Here is a 21,635-nt window from a genome sequence, read left to right as displayed (position 1 = left end):
CCACCCCGACCTTGCCGACCTCACCATGCGCGATCGCCGCATCCGAGTCATACCCCATCTGCGTCGGCAGATCGAACGCCACCGACAACCCGCCCGTGCCCGCAGCCACCAACTCCTTATACCGAGCATTGGACTCCCGCGCCGTCCCGAACCCCGCATACTGCCGCATCGTCCACGGCCGACCCGTATACATCGACGGATACACCCCCCGCGTATACGGGTACCCACCCGGCACCCCAAGCCGGACCACCGGATCGAACCCGGTCAGCGACTCGGCATCGTAAACCGACTCGAACGGCAGGTCGGACTCAGTAGTAGCCATAGCTCGAAGCGTATCCAGTTCACGGCCCGCAGCCGTCACCAGTCCGCGAACTTCAACGGTCCGGCCGCACTCAACCGAGCGAGCGGTTCAGCTCCTGCACCAGCGCCGGGCCCCGGTAGATGTAGCCGGTGTAGACCTGCACCAGGCTGGCACCCGCATCGATCAGCGCCGTGCCGTCCGCCGCGGTCATCACTCCACCGACGCCGATCACCGGCAGCTTGGTGCGCTGGGCGATCCGCTCGACGACATAGCGGGCGCGCCGCGTCAGCGGCGCCCCGGACAGCCCACCGGTCTCGTCGGCCAGCGGCAGGTCACCGTCCGCGATGCCGTCCCGGCCGACGGTGGTGTTGGTCGCGATGAGGCCGCTGACGTCGGCGTGCTGGACCACTTCGAGCACATCGTCGAGCGCACCGTCCGTGAGGTCGGGAGCGATCTTGACGAAGATCGGCGTAGGCGTCACACCGCGGTCGCGCGCAAGTCGTCCGGCGGTCGTGACGAGCTCGGCGAGCAACTCGGCCAGTGGTTCCTTGTCCTGCAGCGACCGCAGCCCCGGTGTGTTCGGGCTCGAGACGTTGACCGCAAGGTAGTCGGCGACCTCATCCAGCAACCGCAGCGACGCGAGATAATCCTCCACCGCCTCCTCGACCGGCGTCACCTTCGTCTTGCCCACGCTCACCCCGACCGGTACGCCGACCGGCCCGGCCGCGCGCAGTCGGTCGGCGAGTGCCGCCGCCCCGTGGTTGTTGAAACCCATCCGGTTGATGACGCCCCGCGACTCGCGCAACCGGAAGAGTCGGGGCGCATCGTTGCCGGGCTGGGCCCGCGCGGTGACGGTGCCCAGCTCGACGTGACCGAACCCGAGAGCGCCCCAGGCCCGCACGCCTACGCCGTCCTTGTCCATGCCGGCGGCGAGGCCGACCCTGCCGGGAAACTCGATGCCGGCGACGAGCACCGGACTCGTCGGCACATGCAGCAGCCGTTGCACCGCATGCAGCGCCCGCGGCTGGTCACCGAGCCGTGCAACCTGCTGCAGCGTCTTGAGGTGCGCGGCCTCGGCGTCCCCCGACCCGATCCGAAACAGCGCCGGCCGCAACAGCGACCGGTAGCCGACGTCCAGGGCCAGCGCGCGAAGATCCACCACGTCTAGAGCCTAGGTGGGCATCGGCGTATGCCGTGTGCGGGGCTCAGGTCAGGTCTCCGCGCCCGGTGAGCTTGAGCTGCTCCACGATCTTCTTCACGTCCTGTGCGTGCTCCCGGTTGGTGACCAGCACCGCATCCAGCGTGTCGATCACCACGACGTCCTCGACCCCGAGCGCCACCACCGTGCGCCCGGACCGCGGCGCCACGACGCCGGTCGCATCCTGCATGACCACGAGCTCGGCCTCGCCGAGCACCTTCACACCGGGCGCGTCCGCGGACTCGACCAGCAGGCTGGCGAGCGACGCAAAGTCCCCCACGTCGTCCCAGGAGAAGTCTCCGGGGATCATGGCCACCCGCCCGTCGACGGCGGCCGGCTCGGCGAGCGCGTTGTCGATCGCGATCTTGGTCAGCCGCGGCCACAGCTCGGCGAGCCGCAACGGCTTGGCGGCGATCTGCCGCAGATACTTCGCGAGCAACGGCTGGTAGTACTCCAGCATGTCCAGCAGCACGGAGGCCTTCACCACGAACATGCCCGCGTTCCAGCGGTACTTCCCGCTGCGGAAGTACTCCTCCGCGGTCGGCGCATCGGGCTTTTCCACGAACGCCAGTACGCCGTGTGCCCGCGGCGCGCCGGACACCTCCAGCGGTTCTCCGGTCTCGATATAACCGAACCCGGTCGACGGATGCATAGGCGTGATCCCGATGGTGACCAGCGACCCGGTGCGTGCGACCTCCACCGCCTCGGCGACGCACGCTCGGAAGGCCGCGTCGTCGCCGATCACGTGGTCCGCCGGGAAGGAGCCCAGGATGGCATCGGGGTCGCGCTGCTCGATGATCGCGGCAGCCAGCCCGATCGCGGGCATCGACTCGCGAGGTGACGGTTCGACCAGCAGGTCGTCCTCCCCCAAGTCGGGCAGCTGCTCTCGAACGGCCTCGAAGTGTTGCGCACCGGTCACCGCCATCAGCCGATCGGCGCACAGTGGCGCCAGCCGGTCCGCGGTCCCCTGCAGCAGCGAGCGCCCCGATCCGGTCAGGTCGTGCAGGAACTTCGGCGACGACGCACGCGACAGTGGCCACAGCCGGGTGCCAGATCCGCCGGCCGGGACGACTGCCCAGAACCCGTCGATGACCTCATCACCCTCGCTCATGGCACCTGACCGTAGCCGACGGCCGAGCAGGCGATGGCACCGGAAGGCAGGTGTTGTCCGAATCCCGGCGATGCCACCGCGGGTGCGAGGGCCCTCGGGCCGATCGCGCGCGACACCGGGTCGGGGTCGCACATCGCCATCGAGAACCACGGTGCGGGCGACAACTCGGACCAGTGCGAGACGTCCTTGCCGGGTGCAGTCGCCGTCGGTGCGGCAGCCGGGTCGGTGCCCAATCCCAATGTCTCGGTCCACGTGACGTCGTCTCCCGATCGCGGCCGGTTGGACAAGAAGGTCATGTCGGGTTCGTCATGGCCGATGTAGACACCGTTGGTTCAACAACTCCTGCGCGTACTTCACATCCGCCCCGCGCATCCCGGCGTGCAGCACCCGCCGGTGCGCCGGACGCGGCGGAGAGCCCGAACGTTACTTACTTCGACTGCCTGTCACTGCTCCGCTGGCCTTCGTCATGCGAAACCCAGCGCAACGATCGGAATGCGCGTCAGGGCATACGTGCTGGCGGCGCGCCCCGCGGCGCCTACACACGTCGACTGCAGCCTGCACCGCGGTCAGGGCGTGTAGCCCTGGACGTCGACGACCACGTCGACTGAGGCACTCGACTGATTGGTGAGCGTAACGCTCCCATTCCGCAGCGGGCTCACTGTCAGGTTGGCTACCGTGCTGTCAAGGAAGTTGGTCACCGACACTCCGCTGCTCTCCAGATAGCCGTAAGACCGCGGGTGCACCGCGGTCACGTTGAGTGTGACCGCAGTAGCCGATGACGGGACGGGGGACCCGGTCGCGCCCGCCACCCGAACGGTGATCGATCCCCCTGCGGCCAGCGGCGTCGTCGTCGGGTTGGCGGGGGTGCCGTAGCGCGTGTCGGCCAGCCGGGTCGGCGCCACCGGCATCCAGCGGCTGCCGGCGGAGGCGGTATAGCCCTGCACGTCGGCAATGAGCTCAACCGACCCGTTCGACTCGTTGGTGACCAGCACCACCCCGTCGCTGGGCAACCGCGCCAGTCCGAGGTTCGCGACCGTTCGTCCCCGGGTGTAGTTGAGCGCGGAGGTTCGATTGCCGTCCAGGCTCAGGTAGCCGCTCCTCGTGGCTGAGGTCACGGTCAGGTTGAGCGTGGCCGAGCCGGCGCCCGAGGGAACCGGTGAACCAGCGACCCCTGCGACGCGCACGGCGATGGTCTGCCACGGGCCGATGGCGGTTCTCCGGGAGTTGGCTGTCGTGCCGTGCCGGGTGTCGAGCACCCGCGTCGCGGCCGTTGTGTTCCACAGCTGTGCGCTCCCGCGGTTCGTGTAGCCCTGCACATCGACGATCAGCGAGACCGGCTCGCTGCTGTGGTTGGTGATCGCGACGGTGCCGGACGAGGTGAGCACGGTCGTCGTGAGGTTGGCAGCGGTCCGCCCGGGCGTGAGGTTGAGCGTCGAGGTCTGCTGCCCGGTCCCGGCCGACGCCGTGAGGTAGCCGGCCGCGGTGGGGTCCGGCACCGTGACGTTCAGCGTGGCCGAAGTCGCCCCCGCCGGCACTGGCGAGCCGCTGACCCCGGCGACGCGCAACATCTGGGAGGCACCGGGCGCGAGCATGACCCGGCCCGGGTTGGCGACCGTGCCGTGCCGTGTGTCCACGATCCGCGTCGGCGCGACCGCCTGGAACTGCCCGGCAGTCAGCGGCATCACCCCGTTGGAGGGTGCGGACGCGGGGCCGTTGCCGACCACACTCTCGGCGCGCACCGTGAACGTGTAGTCCGTGCTGGCGCTGAGCCCTGTGATGGTCGCGGAGGTGCCCGACACGGTGACGCTCCGGCCGCCGGGAGACGCCGTCACGAGATACCCGGACACCGGCACGTTGTGGGTGGCCGCGGGCGACCAGCGCACCTTCACGGTTCCTGCGTCCGGCGTCGCTGTCACACCGGTCGCTGCGCCCGGGGCCGTCCCGACGAGCCGGAAGCGCGCTGCGTCCACCACCAGGGAGGTGCTGGTCGTGGAGCCGGTGTAGTCGCCGAGGTGGACCGACGTGGCAGTCGTGCGGTCGTTGTGGAAGACACCGAGCGACCGCCATCCGGTGCCAGAGGACAGGTCGGTGGTGACCGAGGTGGAGCCGTAGGAGTCGGCGACGGTGTAGCGCGCACGAGCGTTATAACCACCTGCGGGCACATGAACCTGCACGTCGTAGGCGCCGGCCGGCAGGCTTCGAAGCCACGTCGCCCCGTTGACCTCGTAGCCGGCCGAGCTGGAGTGAGTGCTGTAGGACATCCCCTTGGCCCCCGCCCCGGGGTGCGGCGTCCAGTACTCCATCGGTCCGGTGAACACGAACCCGGCTCCCCCGGGACCGGTCGTGTTCGTCCCGTAGTCCACCGGGGTCGGTGACCCCGGCAAGGTGGCGTCCGCCCAGTCCGGGTCGATGTTGATCTGCACGCCGCCCCACGTCTGGTTGACCCCTCCCCGATACTGGTGCATCCGCTGGTGGTGGGTCCAATAGCTGTCGGAGTAGCCCGGGATGGCGTACTGCTCGTAGAGGTTCTGCAGGCCGTCCCAGTACGCCGACCAGACCTGGTCGGGGGCAACGAACCCGCTACCCGAGGTGCCCATCTGTCGGCACATGTCCGACATCACGGTGCCCGGCGTGCCGTACACCCCAGAACGGTAGTGGTTCTGGTGCAGGGTGCTCGACCAGGCGCTGAGGAAGGTGAGCACCGCGTTCCGGCAGGACTTGCCTGCAGTCGTGGTGGACTCGGAGTAGGGCTCCATGTCGTAGTAGACAGTGCTGCCGCTGCCGAGCCCGAACCGCTGCGCCTGCGCGACCGCATCAGCGGCATCTGCGGCGCCCTCCTGCGCGGCGTGCGCCGGATCGATGTGCGCCAGGCCCTGCTGGTCGACGCACGGCGCCTGCTCAGCCACGTAGATCGGGACGAGTCCCCACCCGCTGGAGGTGGTCTGCTGCACCCAGGACGCGGACAGGTTGCCGTCCCCGCATGCCCGCATCGAACCGCCGATGTAGATGCCGATCGCGCGGTAGGGGGAGGACAGCCAGGCGGACATGGTCGACGTCGATGGGGCCGCGCACGTGTCGAACCCCATCCCGTTGTAGGTCGCGCCCGGGTTGACCGTCGCCGGGGTGATCGTGGGGTGAACGCCCTGCGGCTGCACCGCACTCGTCGCGGTCGGGGTCACGGGCGGCACTGCGCCGACCGTGTCGGGCAGGCTGCCCGCCGAGCGCACCGAAGCGATCGCGGTGTCCACGGTCGCACTCGAGCTGCCCCAGGTCGTGGTGAGCTCGACATGCTGCGTGCGCAGGATCGCCAACGTCTGGTGCCCGACCGCCGAGCGGGCGACCTGCGCGGGCAGCGTGCCAACAAGCGAGCGGATGGTCGGCACGCCGGCAGACTTCCCGGTCGACCGCTCCGTGGCGGTTGTCGGCCGCAGCCACAGCGTGCTCGCGCGACCCACCAGGTGCGCGGGGCAGTGCTGCTGGGCCGGTGCCGCGCCGAGGTACACCACAGGCCGATCCAGTCGCGCACACGCATGGGTCCGCTTGGCCAGGTCGACCACCGGCCAGCCGCGTGGCACCCACACCGCCACGCCGTGGTAGATCACCTGCTTGGTGCCCACGGTGGTCGCGGGGTCGCCTGCCACCTGGTGTTCCGACGCCGCCGGTGCGGTAGGTGCTGTAGTCGTCGGCGGGGTCGATGCGGAGCCTGACGCGGCATACGACGGCCCGTTCTGCGCAATCCCTATGATCGTCATGGCCACGGTCGTGACGATGAGTGTGAGCAGTCGCGCCCGTTCGCGGGTGTGTGACATGGGAGGCACCTGTGGGGTCAGAGGGGTGGGGGGTCGAGAAGGATTGCGGTGTCTGTCGCCCGCGGGTAGTCAGGGCCACCCTGTGGAGAGCTCACGCGTCGACGCTGGTCCGCTTAAGTGGAGAGCCCTAAGGGTCGTATTCGATGTCGAGCACTCCGGGCAAAGTGGTGCCGTCGGGTGCCCAGCCCCGGCCGTACGCCACGAAGTAGTCGGCTTGACTGGCGCCGGTCGACACGGCCGGGTTCGCGAAGTGATAAGCGCCGCGGATCAGCCCGGCCTGATGGGAGGCGTCGTACTGCTGGGTGAAGATTGAACTGGTGGAGGAGTTGCCCTCGGTGGCCTTGATGTAGGCGAGTTGGGCCCCACCGCTGTGTAACGTGGCCCAGTCGACGGGTCCGTTCCAGGCCGACACGTCGACGCCGGCCGGGCCCGCCGCCGCGTTGAACGTGAGCACCGGCCCGTTGGTCGCGCGCCGATCCGAGCCATCCGAGTGGGCGGACCAGCCCAGGTAGGCGCCATCGGTCGTGGCGATGCCCGCGGCCCTAGCCTTCGCGGTCATCTGCAGGCCTTGCGCCCCGGGCCGGCCGCCATGGCGGCCGGCCCGGCAACCATCAACGACCCCGGCAGGGTCAGCGCGAACGCGGCGCGAATGTGCCGACGCACAAGAGGTCTCCTTCGACGTGATGCTCCCCGGTGCTCAGTTCTGGCAGGGGTACTGGCGGTCGCCGGCCAGGCTGCGGCTCGGCCGGGAGGCACCGGGCGCGCACCCCGAGGTCGGTCGCGCGAAGCACACATAGTGCGCCCGCACGGGCACGACACACAGAGTTGACGCGCTCGTTGCGGGCCAAGGCCCGAAGGGCGTGATCGGCGTGACGATCAACCCCCTGCAAGCACTGCCGCGATTATTCCAGATCATGACACGTTTCGAAATAGTATTGACAAATCTGGGAAGCGAATTTGGCAAGGACCGCAATCAACGTGTCGTCGCCGCCCCTGGCGATGAAGACGCCGTGGGCCCCTCCCCCCTCGATACCGGCCCGCGATGATCGCCGCACAACGTCACGGCGACCGAGATGCGCCGCTCGACGACGGTCGGCGCGGCCCATCCGGTGAACCATGGCCCGCAGGACGGTGGCCCTGCATGCCGTTCCACCGGCCGATCCCCTACCGAATTGGCCTGCTGCGCGTAGCCGCACGTTTGTCTGGTGGGGACGCCGGGTCCATGGGTGCGATGCGAGGCGTCTCACCCGGCGTCGCCGAGTCGCAGTCTCGGTGGGTGGAGGCCGGCCGTTCGCGGCGTGGCCACAGGGTGTGGCTGACCGTCCAGAGCGCGTCCACGCCGGGGAGGATGATCGCCCACGAGTACGTGGTGTGCAACGCGTCGGTGCGCTCGGGGTGACCGATCCAGGTGACCAGGGTCCAGGCGATGCCGGCCGCAACGGCGCAGGCCAGCCCGGTGCGCAGCACGTCACCCCAGCACTGGCGGGTGTAGGCACCGCCGGTGGGCCGGGTCGGTGCGGGGCCCCCGGCGAACCGGTGCGCGAAGCGGACATCGGCCCAGGCGACCATCCGCCGCCCATAGGCCAAGGAGAAACCCGCAGGTGCTAGTGCGCGTGCTTGGCCTTGCGGAAGTCGTGGTTCAGCTGTGAGATCACGTCGAGCGGGATCTCCTTGGGGCACGCCGCGGCGCACTCACCGATGTTGGTGCAGCCGCCGAACCCCTCGGCGTCGTGCTCGTTGATCATCTTGATCACCCGCGCGTCACGCTCCGGCTGACCCTGCGGCAGCTCACCGAGGTGAGTCACCTTCGCGCCCATGAAGAGCATCGCGCTGGCGTTCGGGCAGGCAGCCACGCAGGCACCGCAGCCGATGCAGGTCGCCGTGTTGAACGCCCGGTCGGCGGCCGGCTTCGACACCGGCACCGAGTGGGCCTCGGGCGCTGCGCCGGTGTTGACGGAGATGTAGCCGCCGGCCTGGATGATCCGGTCGAAGGAGGATCGGTCGACGATGAGGTCCTTCACCAGCGGGAAGGCCTCCGCCCGCCACGGCTCGATGGTGATCTCGTCGCCGTCCTTGAAGGACCGCATGTGCAGCTGGCAGGTGGTCGTGACCTCGGGCCCGTGCGCCATCCCGTTGATCATCAGGCTGCACATGCCGCAGATGCCCTCGCGACAGTCGCTGTCGAAGGCCACCGGCTCCTTGCCGTCCAGGATGAGCTGCTCGTTGAGCACGTCGAGCATCTCCAGGAAGGACATGTCCTCCGAGACGTCCGAGATCGGGTAGGTGACCAGCGCGCCCGCGTCGTTCGGGCCGTCCTGGCGCCAGATCTTGAGGGTGAGGTTCATGAATGGATTCCCCTAGCGGGTCGAGACGAACTGAGCACGTGCACCGGGGTTGTCACTTGTAGCTCCGTTGCTTCAGCTGGATGGCCTGATAGACCAGCTCTTCCTTGTGCAGCACCGGGTGCGCCCCGGCGAACTCCCACGCCGCGCTGTAGAGGAAGTTGTCGTCGTCGCGCAGAGCCTCGCCGTCCTCGGTCTGCGACTCGGACCGAAAGTGGCAGCCGCACGACTCGGTGCGATGCAACGCATCGATGCACATGAGCTCGCCCAGCTCGAGCAGATCGGCGACCCGGCCGGCCTTCTCCAGCGACTGGTTGAGGTCGTCGGCGGACCCGGGCACCCGCACGTTGCGCCAGAACTCCTCACGCAGCCCGCGGATCTGCTCGATCGCCTTGCGCAGCCCCGTGTCGTCGCGCTCCATCCCGCAGTACTCCCACATGATCTGGCCGAGCTCCTTGTGGAAGGAGTCCACGGTGCGCTCACCGTTGATCGACAGCAGCAGCTGTATGCGGTCCTCAACCTGCTTGCGGGCCGCCAGCACCTCGGGCGAGTCCGGACTCACCGGCTCGTGCGGGCCGGTCGCCAGGTAGTCCCGAATGGTGTTGGGCAGCACGAAGTAGCCATCGGAGAGGCACTGCATCAGCGAGGAGGCGCCGAGCCGGTTCGCACCGTGGTCGGAGAAGTTGGCCTCGCCGGCCGCGAACAGTCCCGGGATGGTGGTCTCCAGGTCGTAGTCGACCCACAGCCCGCCCATCGCGTAGTGCACCGCGGGGTAGATGCGCATCGGCACCTCATACGGGCTCTCACCCGTGATCCGCTGGTACATGTCGAAGAGGTTGCCGTACTTCTCGGCGATCTGCTCCTGCGTCAGCCGGGACAGCGCCTCGGCGAAGTCGAGGTAGACGCCGCGGCGGAAGTCGCCGACCTTCGGGCCGACGCCGCGGCCGTCGTCGCAGACCACCTTGGCCTGGCGGCTGGCGATGTCACGCGGGACCAGGTTGCCGAACGAGGGGTACTTGCGCTCCAGGTAGTAGTCGCGGTCCTCCTCGGCGATCTCGCGCGGGTCCTTGTCGCAGTCCTCGCGTCGCTTGGGGACCCAGATGCGCCCGTCGTTGCGCAACGACTCGGACATCAGGGTCAGCTTCGACTGGTACTCGCCGCTCACCGGGATGCAGGTCGGGTGGATCTGCGTGAAGCAGGGGTTCGCGAAGAACGCGCCCTTGCGGTGCGCCCGCCAGGTGGCGGTCACATTGCAGCCCATGGCGTTGGTCGACAGGTAGTAGACGTTGCCGTAACCGCCGCTGGCGAGCACGACCACGTCGGCCAGATGCGTCTCGATCTCACCGGTGACCATGTCGCGGGCAATGATGCCGCGGGCCCGGCCGTCCACGATGATGACCTCGAGCATCTCGTGACGGGTGAAGGTCTCGACCGTGCCGGCCGCGACCTGACGCTCCATCGCCTGGTAGGCACCGATCAGCAGTTGCTGACCGGTCTGGCCCCGCGCGTAGAACGTGCGCGCCACCTGCACACCGCCGAAGGACCGGTTGTCGAGCAGGCCGCCGTAGTCGCGCGCGAACGGCACGCCCTGCGCCACGCACTGGTCGATGATGTTGGCGCTGACCTCCGCGAGCCGGTAGGAGTTGGACTCGCGGGAGCGGTAGTCGCCGCCCTTGACCGTGTCGTAGAACAACCGGTAGGTCGAGTCGCCGTCGTCGTTGTAGTTCTTCGCCGCGTTGATGCCGCCCTGGGCGGCGACCGAGTGCGCGCGCCGCGGGGAGTCCTGGTAGCAGAACGACTTCACGTGGTAACCGGCCTCGCCCAGCGTCGCCGCCGCGGCGCCACCGGCCAGCCCGGTCCCGACGATGATCACCGACAGCTTGCGCCGGTTCGTCGGGTTGACCAGCTTGGCGTCGAACTTGTGCTGCGTCCACATCTGGGCGACCGGCACGTCGGGGCACTTGGTGTCGGCGATGGGCTCGCCGAGAGAATAGAGATCATCGATGAGGTCAGTCATGTTGAGTCCTTAGCTGATGACGCCGACGAGAACGAAGAACGGGCAGATCGCGAACCCGATCGACACCACCAGGGCAACCACGAGTGCGATCGCCTTGGCCTTGACGCGCGCGCTGGGCGTGCTGGTCCAGCCGAGCGTCTGCGAGGCGCTCCAGATGCCGTGGTTGAGGTGCATGAAGAGAGCGACCATCGCGACGAGGTAGATGACCGTCAGCCACCACACCTGGAAGGAGTGGACCACCAGCTCGTAGGGGTTCTGGGTGATCCCGGCGACCTGGCCGCCGGACCCGACGTTGATCCGCACGAGGGTGAACTCCAGCAGGTGCCAGACGATGAAGAGCGCGAGGAAGACACCGCCCCACCGCATCCACTTGGACGAGATGGACGCCGCAACGCGCTTCTTCACCGTGTATCGCACGGGCCGGGCGTGCTGCGCCCGCTTCCACAGGGCGATGGCGCTGTAGATGTGCAGCACGACGCTGACGCCGAGGATGATCTCGAGGATCGTGAGCAACCCGTGTCGGGGCAGCTCCGGCTCGCCCAGCGTGCGCAGCCCCTCGGAGTAGTCGTTGAACGACTGCTCACCGAAGAACAGCTTGAGGTTGCCGTACATGTGCGCAAGGACGAAGAGCACAAAGATGATCCCGGTCACAGCCATGAGGGTCTTCAAGAAGACGGTGCTGCCCGCTTTGCCTGTTCGTTTCACAGGAAGGGTTCTGGTTGCCACGCAGGCAGGCTACTGCGGGCCTACGGACGGCGGTAGGTGAGGACAGCCTCACTTGGCTTGGGCGTGGCGTGGGTCACACCCGGAACGGAAAGGTCCGCCGGGACCGCCACACCTGATCCGCGCCGTGCTCGTAGAGGTCCAGACCGGTCACCCGGAACGCGCACCGGAAGGTCGCGAGCTCGTCGAATACGCCGTCCAGCGCCTCGTCGGCGACGTGGTGTGCGACGGTCACGTGCGGGTGGTAGATGAAGTCCAGCTCACGGGCCACCGGACCCGACCGCACATCCTGCTCGAGCCGCTCGCACTGGCCGATCCCCTCGGCTACCGCGACGAACACCACCGGTGACACCGGGCGGAACGTCCCGGTTCCCTGCAGGATCATCCGGAACGGGTCGTATGCCGCAGCCACGCCGACCAGGTGCTCCTCCAGCGCCGCGAGCGCACCGTCATCGATCTGGGTGGGCGGCATCAGCGTGACGTGCGGTGGCACCGCGCCCGCGAGGGGGTCGCCCGCCGACCGCCGGGCGCGCTGCAACACCTCGGCATACGGCGCGGGGATGGGCAACGAGACGCCGATCGTGACCATAACGCCCTCGGTCACCGTGCGGTGGGAAGGAAGCCGACCGCCTGATACACCCGCTCCAGGGTCGGCGCGGCGACCTCACGGGCCCGCGCCGCGCCCTTGGCGAGAATGGCGTCGAGCTCGGCCGGGTCGGCGAGCAGCTCCTCCACCCGCGTCTTGAACGGTGCCTGCACCGCGACGACCAGCTCGGCAACATCGGTCTTGAGCGCTCCGTAACGGTTCTGCCCGGCATACCGCCGCACGAGCGTATCGATGGAGTCGCCGGACAGCGCCGCGTGGATGCGCAGCAGGTTGGCGATGCCTGGCTTGGTCTCGGGATCGAACCGCACCTCGTTGTCGGTGTCGGTGACCGCGGACTTGACCTTCTTGGTGTTGACCTTCGGCTCGTCGAGCATCATCAGGTTGCCGTTCTGGTTGGCCGCCGACTTGCTCATCTTGGACGTCGGCTCGGCCAGCGACATGACCTTCGCGGTGTCTCCCGTGATGTGCGCGTCCGGCACGACGAAGATGTCGCCGTATCGCGTGTTGAAGCGTTGCGCCAGGTCGCGGGTCAGCTCCAGGTGCTGTCGCTGGTCCTCCCCCACCGGGACGGCCGTGGTGTCGTAGAGCAGGATGTCGGCGGCCATCAGCATCGGGTAGGTGAACAACCCGACGTTGGTGCCCTCGGCGCCGCGCTTGCCGGCCTTGTCCTTGAACTGGGTCATCCGGGCGGCCTCGCCGTAGCCGGTGATGCAGTTCAGCACCCAGGCCAGCTGTGAGTGCTCGGGCACGTGGGACTGCACGAAGACCGTCGACACGTCGGGGTCGACGCCGCCGGCCAGGTACTGCGCGGCGGTCACCCGCGTGCGGTTGCGCAGATCCGCGGGATCCGGGTTGATGGTCAGCGCGTGCTGGTCGACCACACAGAAGAACGCGTCGAACTCCCGCTGCATACGCACCCAGTTGACCTGTGCACCGAGGTAGTTTCCGAGGTGCAGGGAGTCGTGCGTGGGCTGCATCCCGGACAGAATGCGCGCAGGGAGGTTCGTGGGCATGGGCGCATTCTGCCAGGCTGGACGCAAACCGGTGTGGCCGCCTTGCACAAAACCTCCCGTGCGTTCGTGTTTACTTGTGTCAGGAAGATGAAGGGGGCGCGATGCTCGCTCGGCAACGTCAAGAGACGATCCTGCGCGCCGTGGAGAGCGACGGTGGCGTGCGGGTCTCGGACCTGGTCCATCACCTCGGCGTGAGCGACATGACCGTCCGCCGCGACATCGAGACGCTGGCGCACAAGGGCCTGGTGCGCAAGGTGCACGGCGGCGCGACCCGCGCCGGCGACCGCAGTGTCGACGAGCCCGGGTTCAGCGTGAAGTCCGAGATGAACCCCGTCCAGAAGTCCGAGATCGCGCGCACCGCCGCCAGCCTCATCGCACCGGGCTCCTCGGTCGCCCTGTCCGCCGGCACGACGGCGTATGCGGTGGCCATCGAACTGCGCCCGGTCAAACGGCTGACCGTCGTCACAAACTCCCCGCGGGTCGCCGACCTGCTGGACGACCCCTCGCGCGACGACCAGGTCGTGGTGCTGACCGGCGGCGTCCGCACCCCGTCCGATGCCCTCGCCGGTCCGGTGGCCAACCGGATGCTGGCCGAGACGCACGTGGACACGCTGATCCTGGGTGTCCATGGCATCGATCTGGATTCGGGGCTCACGACGCCGAACCTGCAGGAGGCTCAGACCAACCGGGCGCTCATCAAGGCGGCCCGCCGGCTGGTGGTGGTCGCCGACCACTCCAAGTGGGGGGTCGTGGGCCTCAGCACGATCGCGACGCTGTCCCAGATCGACATCCTGGTCACCGACGCGGAGCTGGATCATGATGCGCGGCGCGCCATCATCGAACAGGTCGGCAATCTGATCGTCGCACCCCGCTCCGCCGAGGCGACCAGCTAGCCCGCTCCAGGACGCGTCCCCGTCTAGCCGACCTCCGACCCCTGCCGAGTGGAGTACAAACGTGTACTCCACTCGAGCGTTCTCTACTCCACTCGATGGGATTCCGTACGTCCGTCGTAGTCGCGGTTTCGGATGCCGATCTTGTTGCCCAGCCAGACCAGCGGGTCGTACTTGCGGTCCGCGACCCGCTCCTTCATCGGGATGATCGCGTTGTCGGTGATGTGGATGCCCTCCGGGCACACCTCGGTGCAGCACTTGGTGATATTGCACATGCCGATCCCGGCCATCTCCTGGGCGAGCTCGCGGCGGTCGTGGGTGTCCAACGGGTGCATGTCGAGCTCGGCGTATCGCAGGAAGAATCGCGGGCCGGCGTAGTTCGTCTTGTTGTCCTCATGGTCGCGCAGCACGTGGCAGACGTCCTGGCACAGGAAGCACTCGATGCACTTGCGGAATTCCTGGCCGCGTTCCACATCGGTCTGCATCATCCGCCGCTTCCCGTCCGGGTCACGCGGCGGCGGCGCGAATGCCGGGACCTCCTTGGCCTTCTCGTAGTTGAAGGACACGTCGGTGACCAGGTCGCGGATGACCGGGAAGGTGCGCATCGGGGTGACCGTGATGGTCGCGTCGCTGCCGAAGTCGGACAGCCGGGTCATGCACATCAGCCGTGGCCTGCCATTGACCTCGGCACTGCACGAACCGCACTTTCCGGCCTTGCAGTTCCAGCGCACGGCGAGATCGCCCACCTGGGTCGCCTGGAGCCGGTGGATCGCGTCGAGGACCACTTCGCCCTCGGAGACCTCAACGGTGTAGTCGCCGAGCTCACCGCCCGACTGGTCCCCACGCCATACCCGCATCTTCAAGTCGTACGTCACGGTCATCCAACTCCCTTCCCGCTCAGGCCAATCCGGATATCTAACATCACTCGACGAGCTTTTTTAGCTCGTCCGGCATCTCCGGAAGCGGTTTCTCTGTCAGCTCGATCCCGTTTCCGGTCGCGTCGAGACCCACGATCAGGTTCTTCTGGGCCCAGACGTCGTCGGGCAGCGGGAAGTCGTCCCGGGTGTGACCGCCACGCGACTCCTGGCGAGTCAGAGCGGCCTTCGCGACCGACTCCGAGACGAGCAGCATGTTGCGCAGGTCCAGTGCAAGATGCCAGCCCGGGTTGTACTGCCGGTTGCCCGTCACCAGCAGGTGCTGGGCGCGCTGCTTCAACTTCTCGATCTCCACCAGCGAGCGCTCCAGCTCATCCGCCGTGCGGATGATGCCGACCAGGTCGTTCATGACCTGCTGGAGGTCCGCCTGGATGGTGTACGGGTTCTCCGTGTGCTCGCCCGTCGGCTCAAACGGGGCGAGCGCAACCTGCTTGGCGGAGCTCACGTCGGCCGGGTCGACCTTCGGGCGGTCAGTCGCCATGGCGTCGGCGTGCGCTGCCGCAGCATCGCCGGCACGCTTGCCGAAGACGAGCAGGTCGCCGAGCGAGTTGCCGCCGAGCCGGTTCGACCCGTGCATGCCACCGGAGCACTCACCGACCGAGTAGAGGCCGGCGACCTTGCTCATCTCGGTGTCCGGGTCGACCTCGATGCCGCCCATCACGTAGTGGCAGGTGGGCCCGATCTCCATGGACTGCTTGGTGATGTCGACGTCGGCGAGCTCCTTGAACTGGTGGTACATCGACGGCAGTCGCCGCATGATGAACTCCGGCGTGCGGCGGGTGGCGATGTCGAGGAAGACGCCGCCGTGCTCCGAGCCTCGACCGGCTTTGACTTCCGAGTTGATCGCCCGGGCCACCTCGTCACGCGGGAGGAGCTCAGGGGGTCGACGGTTGTTGATCTTGTCGTCGTACCAGCGGTCGGCCTCGTCCTCCGAATCGGCAGTCTCGTCCTTGAAGTAGTCGGTGATGTAGTCGAACATGAACCGCTTGCCCTCGGAGTTGCGCAGCACTCCTCCGTCGCCCCGCACCGACTCGGTGACGAGCAGGCCCTTCACTGAGGGTGGCCACACCATCCCGGTGGGGTGGAACTGCACGAACTCCATGTTGACCAAGGACGCTCCGGCCCGAAGGGCCAGCGCATGCCCGTCTCCGGTGTATTCCCACGAGTTGGTGGTCACCTTGAATGCCCGGCCGATCCCACCGGTTGCGAGAATCACGCTCGGCGCCTCGAGCTGCATGAATCGGCCTGTCTCGCGCCAGTATCCGAACGCTCCACTGATCCGTGGCGTCTCCCCGGTCCGGTCCAACAGGAGCTCGGTGACCGTGCACTCCATGAACACTTCGATGCCGAGCGCGACCGCCCGCTGCTGCAGGGTGCGAATCATTTCCAACCCGGTGCGGTCACCGACGTGCGCCAGTCGCGCGTACCGATGCCCGCCGAAGTCGCGCTGGGAGATCAATCCCTCTGAGGTGCGGTCGAACAGCGCTCCCCAGTCCTCCAGTTCGAGCACCCGCTCGGGCACCTCCTGGGCGTGCAGCTGCGCCATCCGCCAGTGATTGAGCATCTTGCCGCCGCGCATGGTGTCGCGGAAGTGCACCTGCCAGTTGTCCTCGGGCCACAGGTTCCCCAGCGACGCTGCGATGCCGCCTTCGGCCATCACCGTGTGGGCCTTGCCCAGCAGCGACTTGCACACCACCGCGACCCTGGCGCCCGCCTCCTGGGCGGCGATCGCGGCACGTAGGCCGGACCCGCCGGCGCCGATCACCAGCACGTCGAAGTCGTGGTGCTCCATACCGCCGACCGCGTCGGGGGACATCTCATTGCCCGTCATCGGGTGCCGGGTGCCCGGTAGCTCAGGCATTCAAGGTCCTTTTCGTGGGGTGGTTCAAAAGAATCTCGGATCGCTCATGGTCCCGCTGGCCACGAGGCGCACGTACAGGTCGGTGAAGGCCACGAACACCAAGGAGGCCCAGGCGATCTGCCCGTGTCGCGCGTTGAGACGGGTGGCCTGGCTCCACATCCAGTAGCGGACGGGGTGCTTCGAGAAGTGCCGCAGCCGCCCGCCGATCGCGTGCCGGCAGGAGTGGCAGGAGGCGTTGTAGGCCCAGAGCAGCACCGCGTTGATCACCAGGACCAGCGTGCCCAGGCCGGCGTGCCCCCAGTGACCCTGGTGGTCCCGGAAGGAGATGACGGCATCGTAGGTGAGGATGGCGTTGAAGATCAACGTGATGTAGAAGAAGTAGCGGTGCACGTTCTGCACGATCAGCGGGAAACGTGCCTCGCCGTGGTAATGCTTGGCCGGCTCGGGCACGGCGCAGGCCGGCGGGGAGAGGAAGAACGAGCGGTAGTAGGCCTTGCGGTAGTAGTAGCAGGTGGCTCGCAGGCCGGCCGGGAAGATGATGATGATCAGCGCAGGAGTCACCGGGCTGATGCTGGGGAACCAGCCCCAGCCGCTGCCCGCGACGCAGTTGCCGGGCAGACACGGTGAGTACATCGGGGAGATGTAGGGCTCCCAGTAGTAGTCCTTGTTCGCGAACACGGCATACGTCAGGTAGATGACGACGATCAGCAGCGTGAGCCCGTAGGCCAGCGGCGTCAGCCACCATCGGTCGCCGCGCAGCGTTCGCGCGGCGATCCGAGCCCGCCCTGCGGCGCCCACTCCGGCCGCGTCGCGCGTGTGCGTCGTGGTCATTCGCCACCTCCGCTCCCGAGCACCAGCAGCGATGCTGTGCTCGAACTCACACTACTGCGTGAGTGATCCGTCGGTGGTGTAACGCGCGATTTGGGTTTCGGGGCGGTCAGGCCGGTGCGAACTCGTCGATGAGCGGCACGACGTCCGCGATGGAGTCGACCACGCGGGTCGGCACGAAGGGGTGCCGCTCGACCTGATGCGACTGGGTGGACCCGGTGAGGACGAGGATCGTGCGCAGGCCCGCCTCCAGCCCGCTGACGATGTCGGTGTCCATCCGGTCACCGATCATGACCGTCGTCTCCGAGTGCGCGTCGATGCGGTTGAGCGCGCTGCGCATCATCAGCGGGTTCGGCTTGCCCACGTAGTAGGGCTCCACTCCGGTCGCCTTGGTGATCAGCGCGGCGATCGCGCCGGTCGCCGGCATACTGCCTTCGGCCGATGGGCCACTGGCGTCGGGGTTGGTGGCGATGAACCGGGCCCCTCCCTCGATCAGGCGGATCGCCCGGGTGATCGACTCGAACGAATAGGTCCGGGTCTCGCCCAACACGACGTAGTCCGGATTGCGGGCCGACATCACGTAGCCGATGTCGTGCAGTGCGGTGGTCAGCCCCGACTCCCCCACGACGTAGGCCGAGCCGCTGGGGCGCTGGTCGTCCAGGAACTGCGCGGTCGAGAGCGCCGAGGTCCAGATCGCCTCCTCCGGCACGTCGATCCCACTGGCCAGCAAGCGGGCTCGCAGATCACGCGGGGTGTAGATCGAATTGTTCGTCAGCACCAGGAAGCGCCGGCCGGTCTGCTGCAGGCGCTGCAGGAACTCCGCAGCGCCGGGGATCGCGTGCTCCTCCCGCACGAGGACGCCGTCCATGTCGGTCAGCCAGCACTCCACCGGCTTGCGATTCGTCATGGCAGCAGTCTGTCAGGTCCCCGACATGACAACGGCAGACGGAACGCGCCGACACTCGCGCGTTCCGTCTGCCGTTGGTCGCGGGCGGATCAGCTCGCCATTGCCTTCTGCAGGTTGTCATCGAGGGCCGCGAGGAACTCCTCGGTGGACAGCCACTTCTGGTCGGTGCCGACGAGCAGCGCGAGGTCCTTGGTCATCTTGCCCTCTTCGACCGTCTGCACGCAGACCTTCTCGAGGGTTTCCGCGAACTCGCTGACCTGCGGGGTGCCGTCCAGCTGGCCGCGGTGCTTGATGCCGCCGGTCCACGCGAAGATCGACGCGATCGGGTTGGTGGAGGTCGGCTTGCCCTGCTGGTGCTGGCGGTAGTGCCGGGTCACCGTGCCGTGCGCGGCCTCCGCCTCGACGGTCTTGCCGTCGGGCGTCATGAGCACCGAGGTCATCAGGCCGAGCGAGCCGAAGCCCTGGGCAACGGTGTCGGACTGCACGTCACCGTCGTAGTTCTTGCACGCCCACAGGTAGCCGCCCTCCCACTTCATCGCGGCGGCGACCATGTCGTCGATCAGGCGGTGCTCGTAGGTCAGACCCTTCTCATCGTAGGCGGCCTTGAACTCCGCATCGAAGATGCGCTGGAAGATGTCCTTGAACTGGCCGTCGTAGGCCTTGAGAATGGTGTTCTTGGTCGACAGGTAGACCGGCACCTCGCGCTGCAGACCGTAGTTCAGCGACGCGCGAGCAAAGTCCTCGATGGACTTGTTGTAGTTGTACATGCCCATCGCGACGCCGCCGTCGTCGCCGAACTCGGCGACCTCGTGGACCTGCGGCTCACCACCGTCCGCGGGCGTGTAGGTGATGGTGACCGTGCCTGCGCCGGGCACCTTGAAGTTCTCTGCCTTGTACTGGTCGGCGTGCGCGTGACGACCGATGATGATCGGCTTGGTCCAGCTCGGGACCAGGCGGGGGACGTTGCTGATGATGATCGGCTCCCGGAAGATCACTCCACCGAGGATGTTGCGGATCGTGCCGTTCGGGCTCTTCCACATCTCCTTCAGGCCGAACTCCTCGACGCGGGCCTCATCGGGGGTGATCGTGGCGCACTTGACGCCCACTCCGTACTTCTTGATCGCGTTCGCGGCGTCGACGGTGATCTGGTCGTCGGTCGCGTCGCGACTCTCGATGCCGAGGTCGAAGTACTTCAGGTCAACGTCCAGGTACGGGTGGATCAGCCGGTCCTTGATGAACTGCCAGATGATGCGAGTCATCTCGTCACCGTCGAGCTCGACGATGGGGTTCTTGACCTTGATCTTCTCCATGACCTACTGCTGCTCCTTGGCTCCGTGCGCAGACGGCGGTGGCCGCCCGGGTCAGGCTATCCCGAATGCCATGAGCCCTCCCAATCAGGCCGGTCTGATCTAGGCTCGGCAGGTGTGAGCGACGAGACAGAGACCAGGCCCCGAGACCGCACCGCCGAAGGCGCCGACACGTCCGCGCAGACCACCCGCCCGGCAGCCCCGGAGGACGATCTTGTGCCCTCGCAGCACACCCTGAAGGTCGGCCGCAAGACGCTGCACTACACCGCCACCACCGGCCGGGTCGTGCTGCACGAGGAGGTCTATGCCGACGGTGTCTACCAGGGGCGGCGAGCCAAGGCACAGGTGGGGCTCACGGCATACACGCTGGACGGCGCCCCGACCGGTCGTCCGGTGACGTTCGCCTTCAACGGTGGCCCCGGGTCGGCCAGCTGTTTTGTGCATCTCGGGCTGTTCGGCCCGCGGCGCGTCGCGATGGGAGACGTCGGGGCGCTGACTCCCCCGCCGTATGCCGTGGTGGACAACCCCGAGACGCTGCTGACCGTCAGCGACCTGGTCCTGATCGACCCGGTGTCCACCGGCTACTCCCGCTCCGTCGAGGGCGAGAAGCCGGATCCCTACCTCAGCTTCAAGGGCGACATCGACTCGGTCGGTGAGGTGATCCGCTACTGGACCAGTGAGAACGACCGGTGGGGCTCGCCGAAGCTGATCGCCGGCGAGTCCTACGGCACCACCCGCGCGGTCGGTCTCGCCGAGCACCTGCAGTCGCGCTACGGGATGTATCTGAACGGCCTCATCCTCATCTCCAGCGTCCTCGACTTCGGCACGCTGGACTTCGAGGTGCACCGCAACGACCGGGCGCACGCGCTCTACCTGCCGCACTATGCCGCCGCCGCGCACTACCACGGCAAGCACGAGGGTCGCTCGCTGCAGGACGTGCTCGCCGAGGCCGAGGAGTATGCCGCCCGCGACTACCCGTGGGTCCTCTCCCGCGGCAACCGGCTCACCGCCGACGAACGCGCCGAGGCCGTGTCGACGGTCGCCCGGCTGTCCGGCCTGACGCCGGACTACGTCGACCGTGCGAACCTGCGCATCGAGCACTGGCGCTACTACGGCGAGCTGCTGCGCGATCAGCGGCTGACCGTGGGGCGGTTGGACGCCCGGTTCACCGGTCATGCTGCGTCGGCGATCGCCGAGCGCATGGACGCCGACCCCGCGATGGACGCGCTCGTCGGCCCCTACGCCACGGCATACAACCACTATGTGCGCACCGAGCTGGGCTATCGCAACCCGCTGCCGTATGACGTGAGCAGCGAAGTGGCGCACAAGGCGTGGAAGTTCAAGGAGTTCGAGGCCAAACCGATCTACGTGCTCGACCTGCTGGAGCGGGCGATGCGGCAGAACCCGCACCTGCGGGTGCACGTGGCGTACGGCTACTACGACGGCGCCACCCCGTATTTCGCGGCCGAGGACGCATTGGCGCACCTGCAGCTGCCGGACGAGCTGCGCGCCAACATCGAGCACGCCTACTACGAGGCCGGGCACATGACCTACGTGCACGAGGCGAGCCGTCTGCAGCAGAGCAAGGACCTCGCTGCGTTCGTCACCGGGTGCGCGCCCACCGGCTGATGTCGACGCGGGCCTTCTGGCGTCCCGAGTGTGGCTAGTGGCTCGTCGTTAAAGTTCGCTTGCGGTTGATCTTGTCCATGATTTCCTCGGGGGTCTTGGTCCAGATGAAGGGGTGTTTGCGGTCGTTCCAGCCGTTGATGAACTGGCGGATTTTGCC

Annotated in this window: 19 protein-coding genes; 2 read left to right on the top strand and 17 right to left on the bottom strand. The window is 67.7% G+C overall.

Translation table 11 applies throughout. The annotated features are described in order from the left end of the window. The 12 genes from FGL98_RS23045 to trpS form a co-directional block, all read right to left on the bottom strand. Positions 1–322, bottom strand: a 322-nt coding sequence (locus FGL98_RS23045) for a methylmalonyl-CoA mutase family protein (protein ID WP_246136709.1), incomplete at its 3' end; no start/stop codon positions are given. Positions 323–392: 70 nt separating this feature from the next. Next, positions 393–1,463 (bottom strand): quinone-dependent dihydroorotate dehydrogenase, encoded by a 1,071-nt coding sequence (locus FGL98_RS23040; protein ID WP_222432360.1) that lies wholly within the window; start codon positions 1,461–1,463, stop codon positions 393–395. Positions 1,464–1,506: 43 nt separating this feature from the next. Then, positions 1,507–2,610, bottom strand: a complete 1,104-nt coding sequence (locus FGL98_RS23035; RefSeq protein WP_146320919.1) for a mannose-1-phosphate guanylyltransferase — start codon at positions 2,608–2,610, stop codon at positions 1,507–1,509. Further along, complete coding sequence (locus FGL98_RS23030; protein WP_146320917.1) at positions 2,607–2,906, bottom strand: hypothetical protein; 300 nt, start codon at positions 2,904–2,906, stop codon at positions 2,607–2,609. The genes FGL98_RS23035 and FGL98_RS23030 overlap by 4 nt, the downstream gene beginning before the upstream one ends. A 270-nt stretch (positions 2,907–3,176) precedes the next feature. Continuing rightward, positions 3,177–6,419: a glycoside hydrolase domain-containing protein gene (locus tag FGL98_RS23025; RefSeq protein WP_146320915.1), complete on the bottom strand. Its 3,243-nt coding sequence runs from the start codon at positions 6,417–6,419 to the stop codon at positions 3,177–3,179. A gap of 127 nt (positions 6,420–6,546) precedes the next feature. Further along, on the bottom strand, positions 6,547–6,978 hold the full coding sequence (locus FGL98_RS23020; RefSeq protein ID WP_146320913.1) for a GH25 family lysozyme: 432 nt from the start codon (positions 6,976–6,978) through the stop codon (positions 6,547–6,549). A 605-nt stretch (positions 6,979–7,583) separates the two neighbouring features. After that, the gene (locus FGL98_RS23015) at positions 7,584–7,988 is read right to left on the bottom strand and encodes a hypothetical protein (protein WP_146320911.1); all 405 of its coding nucleotides are present in this window, start codon (positions 7,986–7,988) and stop codon (positions 7,584–7,586) included. 35 nt (positions 7,989–8,023) lie between these two features. Further along, on the bottom strand, positions 8,024–8,764 hold the full coding sequence (locus FGL98_RS23010; protein WP_146320909.1) for a succinate dehydrogenase/fumarate reductase iron-sulfur subunit: 741 nt from the start codon (positions 8,762–8,764) through the stop codon (positions 8,024–8,026). Between the two features lie 52 nt (positions 8,765–8,816). Then, on the bottom strand, positions 8,817–10,778 hold the full coding sequence (locus tag FGL98_RS23005) for a fumarate reductase/succinate dehydrogenase flavoprotein subunit (RefSeq protein ID WP_146320907.1): 1,962 nt from the start codon (positions 10,776–10,778) through the stop codon (positions 8,817–8,819). Positions 10,779–10,787: 9 nt separating this feature from the next. Next, positions 10,788–11,483 carry a succinate dehydrogenase cytochrome b subunit gene (locus tag FGL98_RS23000; RefSeq protein ID WP_246136708.1) on the bottom strand — a complete coding sequence of 232 codons (696 nt, stop codon included), beginning with the start codon at positions 11,481–11,483 and terminating at the stop codon, positions 10,788–10,790. 94 nt (positions 11,484–11,577) lie between these two features. Beyond that, positions 11,578–12,105 (bottom strand): 2'-5' RNA ligase family protein, encoded by a 528-nt coding sequence (locus tag FGL98_RS22995; protein WP_342779999.1) that lies wholly within the window; start codon positions 12,103–12,105, stop codon positions 11,578–11,580. Then, on the bottom strand, positions 12,102–13,121 hold the full coding sequence (gene trpS / locus FGL98_RS22990) for a tryptophan--tRNA ligase (RefSeq protein ID WP_146320903.1): 1,020 nt from the start codon (positions 13,119–13,121) through the stop codon (positions 12,102–12,104). Before trpS ends, FGL98_RS22995 begins: the two co-directional genes overlap by 4 nt. Positions 13,122–13,222: 101 nt before the next feature. On the opposite strand from trpS, the gene FGL98_RS22985 reads away from it, so the two are divergent. Continuing rightward, a complete protein-coding gene (locus tag FGL98_RS22985) occupies positions 13,223–14,014 on the top strand; it encodes a DeoR/GlpR family DNA-binding transcription regulator (protein ID WP_146320901.1) in 792 nt (263 codons plus the stop codon). Positions 14,015–14,097: 83 nt separating this feature from the next. Here the strand turns inward: FGL98_RS22985 and FGL98_RS22980 are convergent, their stop codons facing one another. From FGL98_RS22980 to FGL98_RS22960, 5 genes are all read right to left on the bottom strand, one after another. After that, positions 14,098–14,886 (bottom strand): succinate dehydrogenase/fumarate reductase iron-sulfur subunit, encoded by a 789-nt coding sequence (locus tag FGL98_RS22980; protein WP_222432359.1) that lies wholly within the window; start codon positions 14,884–14,886, stop codon positions 14,098–14,100. A gap of 46 nt (positions 14,887–14,932) precedes the next feature. After that, on the bottom strand, positions 14,933–16,807 hold the full coding sequence (locus tag FGL98_RS22975) for a fumarate reductase/succinate dehydrogenase flavoprotein subunit (RefSeq protein WP_146320897.1): 1,875 nt from the start codon (positions 16,805–16,807) through the stop codon (positions 14,933–14,935). Positions 16,808–16,831: 24 nt separating this feature from the next. After that, positions 16,832–17,638, bottom strand: coding sequence for a hypothetical protein (locus FGL98_RS22970; protein WP_146320895.1), 807 nt, complete (start codon positions 17,636–17,638; stop codon positions 16,832–16,834). A 106-nt stretch (positions 17,639–17,744) separates the two neighbouring features. Continuing rightward, entirely contained in the window at positions 17,745–18,542 is a 798-nt protein-coding gene (locus FGL98_RS22965; protein WP_146320893.1) for an HAD-IIA family hydrolase, read from the bottom strand. An 89-nt stretch (positions 18,543–18,631) separates the two neighbouring features. Continuing rightward, positions 18,632–19,852, bottom strand: coding sequence for an NADP-dependent isocitrate dehydrogenase (locus tag FGL98_RS22960; RefSeq protein WP_146320891.1), 1,221 nt, complete (start codon positions 19,850–19,852; stop codon positions 18,632–18,634). A gap of 114 nt (positions 19,853–19,966) precedes the next feature. Here FGL98_RS22960 and FGL98_RS22955 point away from each other — a divergent pair, with 114 nt between their 5' ends. After that, complete coding sequence (locus FGL98_RS22955; protein WP_146320889.1) at positions 19,967–21,478, top strand: S10 family peptidase; 1,512 nt, start codon at positions 19,967–19,969, stop codon at positions 21,476–21,478. Positions 21,479–21,635 lie beyond the last annotated feature (157 nt).

Origin of the sequence: Leekyejoonella antrihumi (assembly GCF_007845645.1) — a bacterium.
GTDB lineage: Bacteria > Actinomycetota > Actinomycetes > Actinomycetales > Dermatophilaceae > Leekyejoonella > Leekyejoonella antrihumi.
The sequence above is the reverse complement of the archived record's forward strand: the minus strand, read 5'-3'. Positions and strand labels throughout refer to the sequence as shown.

Excerpts from the sequence above, each read along its gene's own strand:
- FGL98_RS23035 (WP_146320919.1), bottom strand. The coding sequence starts at position 2,610 with ATGAGCGAGGGTGATGAGGTCATCGACGGGTTCTGGGCAGTCGTCCCG.
- FGL98_RS23030 (WP_146320917.1), bottom strand. The coding sequence starts at position 2,906 with ATGACCTTCTTGTCCAACCGGCCGCGATCGGGAGACGACGTCACGTGG.
- FGL98_RS23025 (WP_146320915.1), bottom strand. The coding sequence starts at position 6,419 with ATGTCACACACCCGCGAACGGGCGCGACTGCTCACACTCATCGTCACG.
- FGL98_RS23020 (WP_146320913.1), bottom strand. The coding sequence starts at position 6,978 with ATGACCGCGAAGGCTAGGGCCGCGGGCATCGCCACGACCGATGGCGCC.
- FGL98_RS23015 (WP_146320911.1), bottom strand. The coding sequence starts at position 7,988 with ATGGTCGCCTGGGCCGATGTCCGCTTCGCGCACCGGTTCGCCGGGGGC.
- FGL98_RS23010 (WP_146320909.1), bottom strand. The coding sequence starts at position 8,764 with ATGAACCTCACCCTCAAGATCTGGCGCCAGGACGGCCCGAACGACGCG.
- FGL98_RS23005 (WP_146320907.1), bottom strand. The coding sequence starts at position 10,778 with ATGACTGACCTCATCGATGATCTCTATTCTCTCGGCGAGCCCATCGCC.
- trpS (WP_146320903.1), bottom strand. The coding sequence starts at position 13,121 with ATGCCCACGAACCTCCCTGCGCGCATTCTGTCCGGGATGCAGCCCACG.
- FGL98_RS22985 (WP_146320901.1), top strand. The coding sequence starts at position 13,223 with ATGCTCGCTCGGCAACGTCAAGAGACGATCCTGCGCGCCGTGGAGAGC.
- FGL98_RS22975 (WP_146320897.1), bottom strand. The coding sequence starts at position 16,807 with ATGCCTGAGCTACCGGGCACCCGGCACCCGATGACGGGCAATGAGATG.
- FGL98_RS22970 (WP_146320895.1), bottom strand. The coding sequence starts at position 17,638 with ATGACCACGACGCACACGCGCGACGCGGCCGGAGTGGGCGCCGCAGGG.
- FGL98_RS22965 (WP_146320893.1), bottom strand. The coding sequence starts at position 18,542 with ATGACGAATCGCAAGCCGGTGGAGTGCTGGCTGACCGACATGGACGGC.
- FGL98_RS22960 (WP_146320891.1), bottom strand. The coding sequence starts at position 19,852 with ATGGAGAAGATCAAGGTCAAGAACCCCATCGTCGAGCTCGACGGTGAC.